This is a genomic window from Bradyrhizobium sp. 186 (assembly GCF_023101685.1).
Classification (GTDB): Bacteria; Pseudomonadota; Alphaproteobacteria; order Rhizobiales; family Xanthobacteraceae; genus Bradyrhizobium.
Window position 1 is genome coordinate 9,758,685 of record NZ_CP082164.1, and the last position, 13,021, is coordinate 9,771,705.

General features: G+C 59.5%; 10 protein-coding genes and 1 tRNA gene. 4 read left to right on the forward strand and 7 right to left on the reverse strand.

What is annotated here, in order from left to right; all coding sequences use genetic code 11:
- The first annotated feature begins 27 nt into the window (after nt 1-27).
- Both IVB18_RS46665 and IVB18_RS46670 read left to right on the forward strand, forming a co-directional pair.
- A complete protein-coding gene (locus IVB18_RS46665) occupies nt 28-480 on the forward strand; it encodes a hypothetical protein (protein WP_247986777.1) in 453 nt (150 codons plus the stop codon).
- Between the two features lie 419 nt (nt 481-899).
- Nucleotides 900-1,136, forward strand: coding sequence for a DUF4926 domain-containing protein (locus tag IVB18_RS46670; RefSeq protein ID WP_247986778.1), 237 nt, complete (start codon nt 900-902; stop codon nt 1,134-1,136).
- Between the two features lie 290 nt (nt 1,137-1,426).
- On the opposite strand, the gene IVB18_RS46675 is transcribed toward IVB18_RS46670, so the two are convergent.
- A complete protein-coding gene (locus IVB18_RS46675; protein WP_247986779.1) occupies nt 1,427-2,407 on the reverse strand; it encodes an ABC transporter substrate-binding protein in 981 nt (326 codons plus the stop codon).
- Nucleotides 2,408-3,315: 908 nt separating this feature from the next.
- Here IVB18_RS46675 and IVB18_RS46680 point away from each other — a divergent pair.
- Nucleotides 3,316-4,965, forward strand: coding sequence for a recombinase family protein (locus IVB18_RS46680; protein WP_247986780.1), 1,650 nt, complete (start codon nt 3,316-3,318; stop codon nt 4,963-4,965).
- A gap of 76 nt (nt 4,966-5,041) precedes the next feature.
- Here the strand turns inward: IVB18_RS46680 and IVB18_RS46685 are convergent, their stop codons facing one another.
- Both IVB18_RS46685 and IVB18_RS46690 read right to left on the reverse strand, forming a co-directional pair.
- A complete protein-coding gene (locus IVB18_RS46685; RefSeq protein ID WP_346732688.1) occupies nt 5,042-5,566 on the reverse strand; it encodes a DUF4145 domain-containing protein in 525 nt (174 codons plus the stop codon).
- Nucleotides 5,567-6,123: 557 nt separating this feature from the next.
- Nucleotides 6,124-7,341 carry a hypothetical protein gene (locus tag IVB18_RS46690; RefSeq protein WP_247986781.1) on the reverse strand — a complete coding sequence of 406 codons (1,218 nt, stop codon included), beginning with the start codon at nt 7,339-7,341 and terminating at the stop codon, nt 6,124-6,126.
- Nucleotides 7,342-7,574: 233 nt separating this feature from the next.
- Here IVB18_RS46690 and IVB18_RS46695 point away from each other — a divergent pair, with 233 nt between their 5' ends.
- Nucleotides 7,575-8,129 (forward strand): recombinase family protein, encoded by a 555-nt coding sequence (locus IVB18_RS46695; RefSeq protein WP_247986782.1) that lies wholly within the window; start codon nt 7,575-7,577, stop codon nt 8,127-8,129.
- Here IVB18_RS46695 and IVB18_RS46700 read toward each other — a convergent pair.
- From IVB18_RS46700 to IVB18_RS46715, 4 genes are all read right to left on the reverse strand, one after another.
- Complete coding sequence (locus IVB18_RS46700) at nt 8,126-8,563, reverse strand: hypothetical protein (protein ID WP_247986783.1); 438 nt, start codon at nt 8,561-8,563, stop codon at nt 8,126-8,128. The two genes, IVB18_RS46695 and IVB18_RS46700, sit on opposite strands and share 4 nt — an antisense overlap.
- Nucleotides 8,564-9,431: 868 nt before the next feature.
- Nucleotides 9,432-10,781 (reverse strand): hypothetical protein, encoded by a 1,350-nt coding sequence (locus IVB18_RS46705; RefSeq protein ID WP_247986784.1) that lies wholly within the window; start codon nt 10,779-10,781, stop codon nt 9,432-9,434.
- On the reverse strand, nt 10,778-12,622 hold the full coding sequence (locus tag IVB18_RS46710) for a site-specific integrase (protein ID WP_346732689.1): 1,845 nt from the start codon (nt 12,620-12,622) through the stop codon (nt 10,778-10,780). The genes IVB18_RS46705 and IVB18_RS46710 overlap by 4 nt, the downstream gene beginning before the upstream one ends.
- Nucleotides 12,623-12,722: 100 nt before the next feature.
- Nucleotides 12,723-12,799: transfer RNA gene (locus IVB18_RS46715), tRNA-Arg, on the reverse strand.
- Nucleotides 12,800-13,021 lie beyond the last annotated feature (222 nt).

The following is a 13,021-nucleotide window of genomic DNA, read 5'->3' on the forward strand; positions in this document are numbered from 1 at the left end:
GTACCCTGAACGAGATTCGACTGGAAGGTGACCAACGAAACACACGCAGCCACGCAGCCACTTATTCGTTTCGAAACAAACCTCAGCGTCACCGCCGGTACTGCGAACCTTGATGATTTCACCGGTCCTCGGGTTGGCTATCTCGAAGTCTCCTTCAGCCATGCGTACATTTTGAGTCTGCTGTACGACTGCATGCCACTCGGAGAGTGGGATTGGCCGGATTTGACCCATCAGGAGTGCGCCGCACGACGTGAAATCCCATACGCCATGGCGGCCGCGCGGAAGGTTCAGAGGTGCTGGAGCGACGGTCTATGGGCGTTGAGCCTGCTGTGGCGTAAGGAGAATGGCGCACCACGGCCGATGAAGATGGGCACTATAGCTTCGCCGTGGCGCTATGATTTGCTGGCCGGAATGCCGATTCGATATCCCAACATTCGCTATCACTCTCCGGTGCGCTACGCTCGATCCGGTTCCCGGTGATGCATGAGGACAGGGCGGCTCATCGATATAGGATCCATTGATGTCTTCGAGTGCCGTCAAGCATGAAGTCCGGGCGCCGGCATGACGACACGCCTGCCACGCGGCGATGAGGCCATTCTCGATATTCGTAAGATCGCCGACTATTGCCTGAGCCCGTCGCACCCGCGGGGTAGGCACAAGGCCCGCGTATTCCGCGAGGCACTCGACATTGAGCGCAGCGATGCATCGTGGTTGCGGGACACTTTGCTTGACGCCGCACGCTCGGGCGAAGCCCTCCAGGTTGCAGCGGACGCGTGGGGGAGCCATTGGCGCCTCGACACGACGGTCAGGCGACAAAGGAAACGTGCTGTGGTAAGAACCCTCTGGATCGTGCGAACCGGCGAGAGCCTGCCGAGGTTCGTCACGTGTTGGGTATTGTGATGAAGACGAAAAAGGATGCAAAGCACGAAAGGCCGTCCGTTTTGGACGTGGTGGCATTGCTGGCGGACCTTCCCGCGCAGCGACTCGCCCGCGGGCAGGTGGGCACCATCGTCGAGCGGCTTGACGACAAGACTTTGCTCGTGGAGTTCAGCGACGACCAAGGTCGTGCCTACGCGGTCGCTCCATGCCCGCGGGCGGACCTGCTGGTCCTGCACTACGTGCCGGAAGCGGCCTGATCGTCGAACGGCAGCGCGCGAGCGGACCCCCACGCGAATCGTATCGTGCTCTGGCGTATAATGGCGCACCACGGCCGATGAAGATGGGCACTATTGCTTCGCCGTGGCGCTATGATGCTATAGTCGATTACGCGCTCCAACCGACTAACCCGCGATGGCCTGCGCTCTTGCGCTACGTCTCATGGGCCGCAGTCTTTCGAGTTTCGCAGGGTTGTCCGGCTACCCTTCGATAGCGGCCCTCTCGATTAATCCCGGGGGCGACGTGATGGCACATTTGCGGACATGGCCCGCTATTCGATCACCTCGTCTGCGCGAGCGACCAGCACCGCTGGAATTTCGAGCCCAAGTGCCTTTGAGGTCTTGAGATTTATTACCAACTCAAACTTTATAGGTTGCTCGACCGGGATGTCGGCGGGCTTCGCGCCCCCTATGATTTTTGCTACGTAACCGGCCGACCGGCGGTACATATCCGGAAAGCTCGGACCATACGATAGCAGCCCTCCCTCTCTGACGAAGGCGGCACCATACCAAATCGACGGCAATCGATAGTGTCCCGCCAACTCGATCAGTCGCTTGCGATTATAATTCAGGAACGGAGACGCCATAGTTACAAGCGCATCCGCGCCTTGTTCCTTCGCGCGCGCGAATGCACCGTCAAATTCGCCGGGATCAGCGGCCTGGACGATCAGTGGTTCAACCTTGAGCGCACGCGCAGTCGCCTGTACTTCAGCCACTCCGGCCTGCCCTAACTTCGGATCATGCAGGACCATGATCCTTGTGGTTGCTGGTACTGCCTCCTTCAGCACTTCCACGCGTTTGGCTTCCAAATCTGTGCCAGACATCGCCAAACCGGTGACATTACCGCCGGGGCGGCTGAGGCTGTTAACAACTCCCGTCCCAATCGGATCACTGATGACCGCAAATACAATGGGCGTTTTGGTTCCGGTGGCCATGAGCGCAAGTGTCGCCTCTGAGCCAGCAGTGACGATGACATTGAGATCGCGCTGTCCGAGAACTGCTGCCAGTTCTTGGATGCGTTTTGGATTGCCTTCGGCCCACAGATAATCAACCTCGATGGCTTTGCCCTCTATAAGGCCATTCTCGCGCAGACCTTGTTTGAACCCTTCGATCTGCCGAGGATCGAAGGCCGACGGGCTTCCAACACCCAAGTAGGCGATGCGGGCGAAGTGGTCGTTCTTCGATTGAGCGCACGCTGAGAAAGGCAACGCTGCGGCGCTACCAAGTCCGGCTATGAAATCGCGTCGTCTCATGTAGCCCCGATGAAAAACGACTCGCGGAATGCCTAGCTATCGCAGCCCAGGTGCTGGGGCAACTATCCATCTGGCGCTGACAAGGTCCGATGTCTGAAATGGGTCATTCGCGTCGATATTGCCATGTCCGCTCTTGCGTCCGCTATCCACCACACCGGACATTACCACGGCGGGAATGAGAGCGCCGACTAAAGTCTGGGATTGACGGCAAGATAAAAGCGGCTCGCCGCTGCGGGCCACTTGGGGTCGTAAGTATTTGTCTGCACATTAGTTTTGATGGCACTCCAACGGCACTGTGCAAAACGCCCTAGTGCCGCTTCGAGAAAAGAGACATTTGGAATCAATGCCCCGAGCGCCATCGTTCGTAGCATGGCGTGTTGCCGCGCGTGCTCGGCAGGATGTCCCGCCATGGTCGCATGGAAGCCGCTGCCGGACCAACGGAACGCCGTCAAGGCTCGCGTTGCGCGCGACCGGCTCCGCCGGTTTGCGGCCTTGACTGCGCTCCGCTGGACCGGCTTTTTGCTGCCATGCGATCGTGTCTTGCTGTGCGCGATTGCGCTCAAGCTGCAGAGGAAGTGCAGTGTCGCAGCGCTGTAGCGTGACGTGGCGTTGACTTCGGTTGTTCTGTGGATCGACCACGCTTGCCACAGTGGCGCCATGGCTGGCCTCTCAAGATTCGCGGCGACTGCGTGCGCCGGCCGACGCGCAATGCGACGATCTCTACGACTACGCAAAGACGCTCGCTCGTCACGGCCGACGACGGGCGAGGCGCGATCGGACGACATTGACGGCGACGGATGACTGGCCGGAAGACGTGCCGATGACGGAAGCCGAGATCGCCGTGTTCGAGGCGTGGTTTGGCGAGTTGTTCGACGAGCTATTTGGAGACGGCTGAGGAGGACGTCACCATGGCAGCGGCGGTTCGTGCGGCGCTCTACCTGCGGGTCTCGACGGGGCGGCAGGCCGACAGCGATCTCTCCATCCCGGACCAGCGCCGCCAGGCGAAGGCCTACTGTGCGTCGCGCGGCTGGGATATCGTCGCCGACTACGTCGAGCCCGGCGCGTCCGCGACGGACCACCGGAGGCCCGAATTCCAACGCATGATCGACGCCGCGACCACCAAGCCGCCGGCGTTCGAGGTGATCCTGGTCCACAGCTTCAGCCGCTTCTTCCGCGATCAATTCCAGCTTGAGTTTTATGTCCGCCGGCTTGCCAAGAACGGCGTGCGTCTGGTCTCGATCACGCAGGAACTCGGCGACGATCCGATGAGCAACATGATCCGCCAGATCATGGCGCTGTTCGACGAATACCAATCCAAGGAGAATGCCAAGCACACGCTGCGGGCGATGAAGGAGAATGCACGCCAAGGCTTCTGGAATGGCGCGCTGCCGCCGATCGGCTACCGCATCGTTGAAGCCGCAGAACAGCGCGGCGACCGCACCAAGAAGACGCTGGAGATCGACCCCATTCAGGCCGAAACTGTGCGGCTGATCTTCCGGCTGGCGCGCGAGGGAAACGGCTCCTCGGGGCCGATGGGCGTCAAATCGATCGCCAAACATCTGAATGAATCTGGCATGCGCACGCGCGACGGCGGACGCTGGGGTGTCGATGCCGTGCACAAGATGCTCACGCGAACGACGTATATCGGCCGCCACCGCTTCAACACCAAGTATTGGAAAACGCGCGAGCGCAAACCAGAGGCCGAGGTCGTCGAGATGGCCGTGCCGCCGATCATCGACGTCGCCGAGTTCGAGGCAGTGCAGACTCTGCTCAAGACGCGGAGCCCAGCACTGACCGCTCCGCGCGTTGTGAGCGGTCCCACCCTCCTTACCGGTATCTGCTTTTGCGCCTCGTGCGGCGGAGCAATGACGCTGAGGACCGGGAAGAGCGGGAGATACAGGTATTACACTTGCTGCACCAAGGCCCGGCAGGGTGAGACCGGCTGCAAGGGTCGCACCGTTCCTATGGAAAAGCTCGACAGCGTCGTTGCCGAGCACATCGAGCAGCGGCTGTTGCAGCCCAAGCGTCTCGAGCAAATCCTGTCGGCCATCCTCCATTGCCGGAAAGAGCGAGCCGAGCGACGAACGGCGCATATTGCCGAATTGCGCAAGCGAGGGTCTGAGTCGGAAGCCAAGCTCAAGCGCCTCTACGACGCTATCGAAAACGGAATCGCCGATGTGTCCGATCCGATGCTCAAGCAGCGCGTGACCGAGCTGAAGTCCATTCGCGATCAGGCCCGCGCCGATGCAGAGCGGACCGAGGGTGCGCTGGATCGGTCTGGGCCGAGCATCACACCCCAGGCACTCAAAACCTTCGCCAGGCAGGCCCGCAGGCGCACGCGGACCGAGAGCGGCGGCTACCGTCGCGATCACCTGCGCGCGCTGGCCCAGCGCATCGAAGTCGACGCAAAAGAGGTTCGCATCATGGGGTCGAAAAACGTGCTGCTGCGCACCCTCGTCGCCGCTGAAAGCGCAAAAACGGTAGGTTTTGGAGTGCCCAGTTTTGTACCGAAGTGGCGCGCCCGGAACGAGGCGACCGATGCACAGCTTCTGCATTGAAAAACAAGCACAAATCAGCGTCGCTGCCGTGCCGCTCGTACCACCTTCTGTGACCACCCACAAGCTCGAAGCGTCATCATCCGGTCTGAGGTTCGCCCTCCGTAGGGGGCGTCTTGGCCAAGGCCTTCTCCGCAGCGATAGCTCCAATCTGCTTTAGGCGCTGCTCTCGCCTATGCCGCGCTTCATACCATTCTTCGAAAAGCATTTCCGTCAACTCAATCAGCCGCTGAGCCTCGTCCGGGTCAACGTCAATGATTGTGTTGATGTCCTTCTCCATGTGAGCCCCAATGTTCCCGATCCCTCGTACGTGATCGATTGCATCAACGCTATCGTGTTGAACGCCTCGTGGTGCGTCACCTTCGTCAACACGCTTCCGAAGCTCCTTGATTTCATCAATCAACCTGCCCTTCTTGATGCCGCAGAAATCTCGGATCATCCCTTGAAGGCAGCGTCGAATTATGGTCGCGGATGCTTTGGGGCTGAGGTCTCGAATTGCACAGGCCTCGGCGTAATCTACCCGGAGGGGCTCTGGCACGCACGCAGGCTGAGGCTTTGCGGCAGACGCCGGCATCAAGTTCCACCGCTTAACGGGCATGCGCATCTGCTTGCGTCCGCCGACTACCGAATTTGCGGCCACTACTGAGCTGAGCCCGGCGATAAGGGTGAGTTGCTTACATTGATCGTTTGCACAAACCACTGCCGTAACTCTGATTTGCGGCGAAACTAACTGGGAGCCCTGAACGTTCAAGTCAGTGCCGGCATCGTGAATGCGTTCGTAAGATATGACTTGCGCATGGCGACAGTACGGACAAGTCCAGTTCGAACCAACTTCCACCTTAGGTGCCTCCAGTAGTGCGGCAAGCGAGCTTCACAACGCTCCGGCGTTACGTCCCTGTTTCGTCGCTACGGCATTCACACCTGTCCACCGCGCAACGGCACTGCGTCATCGATAGTGCCGACACCTCTGCACGTTTGGCAAACACCATTATCGGAGACGTTCTTGTTCTGGCTGCTGCATACGGGGCAATCTATCCAATCCTTCTTGCCTTCATGAAAGATTTCCATTCGGCCGTCACAGGCTACGCACAGGCATTTTCCTTTGCATACGGGGCACAAAACGATGGTCATGTCTGCCTTCCGAGGATGTCATCCGCCATTTTACGAAGCGGTCATATCTTGGGGAGAATTGATAGCAGCAACGAACGCTTCCATGGGCTCTAAGGAAGGTGTGGCAAACGAAACTGGAAGCGTCACGATAGGGGGCGGACCGAACCTCATCCGGTCGTGGTCAATCAACCCACGGCCGCTCATCTTGAACCGCTCCTTGATCTTTGGATGGCTGTTCGCCCAATTCACAAGCACTGCCAAACTGTCTGGCCTGAACAAGGCGTCCAACTCACGGACATCGTCAATGGAAGCTCGGATGGTTTCGAGAAAGGCGTTCAACCGACGAAAAACGCCTTTGAATGTGTGAGCAAACGTATGCCTCCGCTCTCGGTGCAGTGTATCTTTCCGCCCTTCGTAAGCCGCTGCATTGAGCGTTGCTCCGTTGATTTCCGAGACAAGGCCTTCAAAGCCAGCGAGTACGTCTGCAAGCCGTTGATGCGGCAGGGGGTCATCGGAGAAAAAATTGGCTGCACGCACCGTCATGACCGGCTTGGGGATGACCTTGAACATCGGTAGCTGGGGAGGTTGCGGTGCCCTATCGCCATGATGGCGTTTGCGGTACTTGCGTTCCGCTGGCGTGAGTTCATCCCACTCCTTCTTCTCACGCTCATACCGTTCGACAGCTCGGTTCTCGCTCTCGAAGTCCCGCAACCGCTCATCGACACTGAGGACACCCTTGTCCCTCAGGAGTGCCACCGCGACCGCACCGAACAGCCTTGGCAACTGGCCTCGGAATGCGCTCTTAGTGTCCCTGTAGGTCCGCACAGCAGAGCAACACTGAAGCTCCGCAAGCCACTCAAGGAAACTGGGGAGAACCGCTTGTAGGTTGCGCCAGCGGCGAAGGTTGGAGGCGTAGTCGCGAGCTTCGTCATAGTCGCTTCGTAGGATTTCGAAGTCGGCACCATAGAGCTTGTCCCCGCACTCGTGGCCGACCAAGAAGCGTTGACCCTCAGTTGTCCTGATGACATATCCGGCGAGATGATTGTGGTAGCGACAATGCACGCACCGAAGCCGCTCCCGCTTGGCGCCTCGGAAGTCGTACCAAAGCTCAACGAACGGCAGTTCGTCGGTGGCAGGTACGTCCTCGGTCAGCCCCTTCAAACTCTCTGGGTCATTGGTGGTAAAGGCAGTACGGAGAAGTTGCTCCTCCGTTAGGGTACTCCAGTAGCTCGCGCCGACCTTACGGGACGGCTTCGATTGCACGTTCATGCTTTCTCCAGCGACTCGCCATGGTTGCACTCATTGTACCATGCGCGAGTTCCACGGCCTCGTTTTGTTCCTACCTCCTCCACCATCTTCTCGCTTTTCCCCAAGGTCTCGCATGGGTCTACCCCCGTGAGACGCGCGGGCGAGACATAAATTGTGTCTCAATAGGATTGACTTCTGTATTTTGAGACGCCATTGTCTCAAGGTCTAAACCCTAACGAGACAAGAGCGGCACAATGACCGTTATCGGGTACGCCCGGGTGAGCACCACCGACCAGAACCTCGACGTCCAAGAGAATGCATTGCGAACGGCAGGCTGCGACCTGATCCGCTCTGAGAAGCGCAGCGGCACCACCACCGCTGGCCGAGAGGAGCTTCGCACCGTGCTCGACTTCCTCCGCACTGGGGACGTGCTGATGGTGACGCGCATCGACCGGCTGGCGCGCAGCATCGGCGACCTGCAGGACATCGTGCGCACAGTCAGGGCGCGCGGTGCTTCCCTAAGGGCCACAGAGCAGCCCATCGACACCAGCACGGCGGCCGGCAAGTGCTTCCTAGATATGCTCGGTGTGTTTGCCGAGTTCGAGACCAACCTCCGTAGAGAGCGGCAGCTGGAGGGTATTGCGGAGGCCAAGGCTCGCGGGGTCTACAAGGGCCGCAGGGCTTCCATTGACGCTGCGAAGGTCAGGGAGCTGCACTTGAAGGGCATGGGTGCGTCCGCCATTGCAAAGGCGCTGGGAATTGGTCGCGCTTCGGTCTACCGCGCTCTGGCACAGTCGGAGCCCTTCTAGGGAGTTCTTCCCTTCATCACGCTGATCTTCCACGTGATCTTGAACTGCTCGCCGGGCTGCTCATGCAGTTGAAAGGCGCAGTGCATATTCGCGTGGCTGATCAGATCGCCATAGGTGCCGTCATCGAGCCTCGTTGTGAACACCCTCCACAACATAGCGATGGTCTGGATGTTGTTCCCCGTACTATCCGACGACATGCCTTCATCGTGGATGCTCGCAATAAGGCCGTCCGCGAACGTCCCCAGCTCCACGCCCGGCATCATCTTATCTCGCATTCTCGGGAGCATCTCTAGGACGCCGTCCCGCTGAGAAGCTGTTCCGTGCCAGTTGAGCGCAAGCTTATCATCCACCGTGGCGGTGACGTTGCCGGTGTTAGTTGCGCCTGCCGTGAATGCCTCGCGCACGTAGTTCAGTTTGCGTCCCAGCCCGAACATAACGCCCCTTCCCCCTTCAGCACGTCGCTGACCCATCGCTGGTTGACTAGAACGCCTCGGGGTCGCGAGGACGAATGCCATGAACTTCTTCAGCTCTGCGTTGGACTGCCGCAGCCGCTCCCGATGTTAAGTCGCTCAGGCTTGTTGTGAACAGGCCTCAATCTCGAAGAAGTGCAACATCCATTGCCGAGGCAAGCCGCCTGAGGCAAGAGCTGAGGCGCTTGCGGGTCCCATCTGCTCCACCGGGCCCCTTTCTGAACGCCCCGGCCCCCCGGCTTCCAAATGCTCGGGCTTCAAGGGCGACCGCCACCGGGCCGACAGCAGTCGTGCGTGGTTCAGAGACAATCACTTAAATGGCCAATGCCGCCGAAACATAGAGAAGCTCTGGTCGCAACTGTACCGCCTCAAGCCCAATGAGGCCTCCAAGGGCACCGATGATTGCCCCGGTGCCAAAGGCGGGCGCGCTGCGTCGATTGTCAGGCATGGGCCCACGAGAGGATGTGGCGCAGGTGCGCCTTGGCTGGCGGCCCGTGTCCCGTCGTGGCGGTCTGCTGTACGAGCAGCTTACGGCGACCGTGGGGTCCTCAACGATCCCAGATGGGCCTTTGGTGTCGAGGAGCTAAATCCCTCTGGTGGGCTGGCGGGGGTCTTCGGAGGCGGCCTCGGTATCTGGATATAAACTGGTCCCATTGTACCTGTGCCCCCCTGTGCCGTCTCTCTCCTCCTCTCCCCTCTATCTGCCTGTCTTCCCTATATAATTCATCTACTACCCCCCTCCCCTAAGCTCCCCCCTATGCTCCTCTAGTTCCTCTGTGGCCCTCCTGTCCCCCCTCTCTGTATCTGGTTATGAACTTCTCTCTTGGAGCCTCTATCCAACGTCGGATAGTGGCCCGTTGAACTTCAACCTTGGGACTACCTTCTGTTGGGACTGAAACCTGCTCCTCAGCGCCTCTTCTGCCACCTCGGCCTTAGAGACCGGAACAATCAGGCTGTCGTGGACACTCAGGCTCGGAGTTGAGTGATGGTGCATCAAATCCAGCATGGCTGAAAACATCACCGAGCTTTCCAGCCACATCAAGTCGGCCCAGCTATAGACCCGACCATTGAGGGGCTCGCCCCAACTCTTCAGCACCGGATACTTGGTGAAAACAGCTTTCGTGATTTCGGCAGGACGATACTCGCTGAGGCCGGGATCACCATCCAGCATGTCCTTGGGCCATCTCTTGATCGGCTTGCTGTTACCGAACGTCCCCACGAACCATTGCTTCACGGCTCCTCGGTGCTCCAATCCAAGGCCCGGCAGTAAGTACGGGTCCTCGGTTAAGTCCAACTGGAGCCCGTGGAGCGACAGGAAAATGGTCAGGTAACTTCCGCTGAGGTCGATTTCCGCCACCGGCTCGCCATTGATCGTCATCTTCCGCCGCGCCTCAGAAGACATCACTTGGTAGCTCTCGGTGAAGTGTTGGCTATACAGCCGGCCTCCCTTGTTCCAATCGAAGTGAGGATCGTCACCGTTCTGGAAGATGCGGACGTAGCCATGATGCTGGCCTCCGCGCAGTATCTGTTTTGCGAAGAACTCATTCATCTCGGAGATGACATGCTCCATCCCCCCGAGCGCTGGTGTCCTCTCGAACTCCATGGGCTTTCCGGGGATGTCCGAGCTTCTGAAGAAGTTCTTGAGCTTGCGCTTCCGCAGCTCCACCGGATGCTTGGGAAGGTCGTACTCGAACTCAAAGTGGTCGAGCACAGCGCTGGGAGGCACCCCCTGCTCAGTGCAGAACGTCAGCAGCTCCGGTGTCGCACGGAAACGAGCGGCGTACTTCCCCATGTCGGAATGTTCGCCTGAGACCTTGTGTCCCGGTACGTGCTGTAAGAAGCCCAACCCTTCAAGACCGTTGTATAGCTGATCAAACGCGTGACGGCCCACCGAGGCCCCTGTGAAGGACGTCTTGTTCAACGACTTATAGACCCAACCGTTGGGCTCCTCCGCATCGTACGGACGCAAGAGGTCAGCCAAGAATGCTCCCGTGGCGTACTCCAGCTTACCCGCCGTATCCTTCCGCTTCTTTTGACGTAACCCGGCACGGAGAGTGTGTTCCTCCACCATCGACGCGAGCTTCGCGACAAGAGCTATGGCTTGCTCGGAGGTTGGGTGTGCTCGTAGCGAGGCGTATTTTGCTGCTTGCAGGAGTTCTTTGTCGATGTGGATAGGCGTCATTTTCTTCCGTTGGCGCGAGTAAGAGTTGGTTTGTCCAGCGGACGAACACGCGACAGGTCAAGGCCGGGATAGGAAATGCGGTTTACGGCGTCCGACAGTGCGGCAGCACCGAACCGCGACAACATGGCGTTAGCGCCGTAGCCCCAGCTCACCGAGGATGCCTGAGCGTGACCGATCAGAGCTTCGCGCATCTCATGATCCGCCCTGCCTCTGCGCAGCGCGTCCTTTACGGTGTGTTTGAAGCTGTGGAATACCTTGGCTTTATCCGTGACCCCTGCGGCCCGGAGATAACGGCCAAACCATTGGGACCACGCGGGCACGCCAGCGCGGCCCCGGTCGGGAGATACCGAGGGGAACAGCCACGCATCCGCGCCATCCGCCTTCCGACGCTCCTCGACATAGCTGAGGAAGCCCAAGCGGATCACTTCGGGATGTACGGGTACGACACGCTCGGATGCGTCTGTCTTGACCCGCTTGCCTCGTGCTCGCTCAGTCACGAAGTATAGCAAGGGCACTCGCGTTTCAGCGTCTACCTGCACATTAGCAGCGGTGAGGCTTCCCAATTCCGCCTGCCGTGCGCCAGAGAAGAGCGCAAGCACAGGCAACCAAAAACCAGCCGCCCCTGCTCCTAGCGCGAACTTGTGTTCTGTGAATACCGCCGCATTAAACAGCGATTGAAGCTCCGCAATCTCAAACGACGTGCGCTCGGAGCGTTCCTCTGGAAGCCTGAGTTTGCTGAATGGGTCGGTCCACTGCACCTCCTCTGGCACGAGGCCGTTATCGTTCGCCCAGATGCAAACGGACTGAACCGCACCCAGTTGCTTGTTGATGGTGGCCGCGGTGATCCTCGGCTCTTCCGGGTGCTCGCGTCCCCACTCGGCTTGCGCTGGAAGCGTTGCACGCAGCAGATCACCTTGCCTCAACCGAGGTACGTCCTGAAGCGCCTTGCGGTATTCCAGCGCGTGCTTCTTCTTGATCGCCGCTACAGGCATGTTGCCGTGAAGCTGCACAAACATGTCCACGCTGCGGCTAAACTCATCCACTGTTCGTTTGGGTCGCGCTCGGTGTCGCTTCCAACCCTCCAACGCGTCTTTCAGCGTCCCTCCGTCTGCTGTTGTCGCCGCAGCACCCGGCAACGCGAGCGGAGGGGTCTCAACTGTAATGCCCTCGTCGCGCTTCCTGATGTCCTCAAGGGCTCGCAGGTACGAATGCAGGCACGCCGTGCTTAGCCTGATGTAAGCCGGGCTGTGCTCGTCCAGCTCGATGTTGAAGGCCCACATGGCTTCCAACACATGATCCTGAACAGCGGAGATGTCGCCCATAGCAGCGGCCTCGCGCATCTCGCGCAACGTATCGATCAGTTCACCACGGTTCTCCTCGAACACCCGGCGCGGCATCCCATACTGCGGCCACTCCTCATGCGGGATTAGCGGCGGCTCCGCAGCCCCCTCAAGGCGAATGATTTCCGCCTCAATGCGCTTCCTCCCATCGCGACCACCGAAGCGAAAACGTTCATCATCCGCCATCGCCTTGGCATACACGTACTCGGACATGCGCTTGATTTCGGTGTCGTTCAGGCTGGTGCGCTTGGCCCGTGGGGCTGTGGTCGTCGCTAGGCGCGCCTTTGCCTTGGCGATGATGCGGTCAAATTCCGCCAACACAGGCTTGGCCCGTATGTTGGCCTCGCGGGGGTCCTTGGTCCCCAGTGAGCGCTTCAAGTGCTTCTGCACCGGCTTGCCGTTGTTCAGCTCACGCGCAACCGCCGCCTGAAGCCCCTTGGGTTTCTCTGGCACCGTCTTCCGGGCACAGTACGTCCCGTGTCTATCTTTGATTACACCCATCAATACGCGCACGATTAGCACCACCGCTTGTGACCACCACGCGGCAGCTAAGCGCTTGTATCTGCGTTAGTTATTGATTTCCAATGGGAACTTGTGCGACTGGCGCGCCCGGAACGATTCGAACGTCCGACCCTCAGATTCGTAGTCTGATGCTCTATCCAGCTGAGCTACGGGCGCGTGTTTCGCAAACAGCGATTGCGGGCATGACCCACATGCAGCCCCCGGCGGAGCCGGAGGGGTGCGAAAGAGCGCTTTGACTAACCGCTCTTGTCCCGGTTGGCAAGGTCCGGAGTGGCGGTATTTTGGGGCATTTCCGCTTCCCAACCGTCATTCCGGGGCGCGACGGAGTCGCGAGCCCGGAATCCATAACCACCAGTCGGGGTTATGGATTCCGGGCCT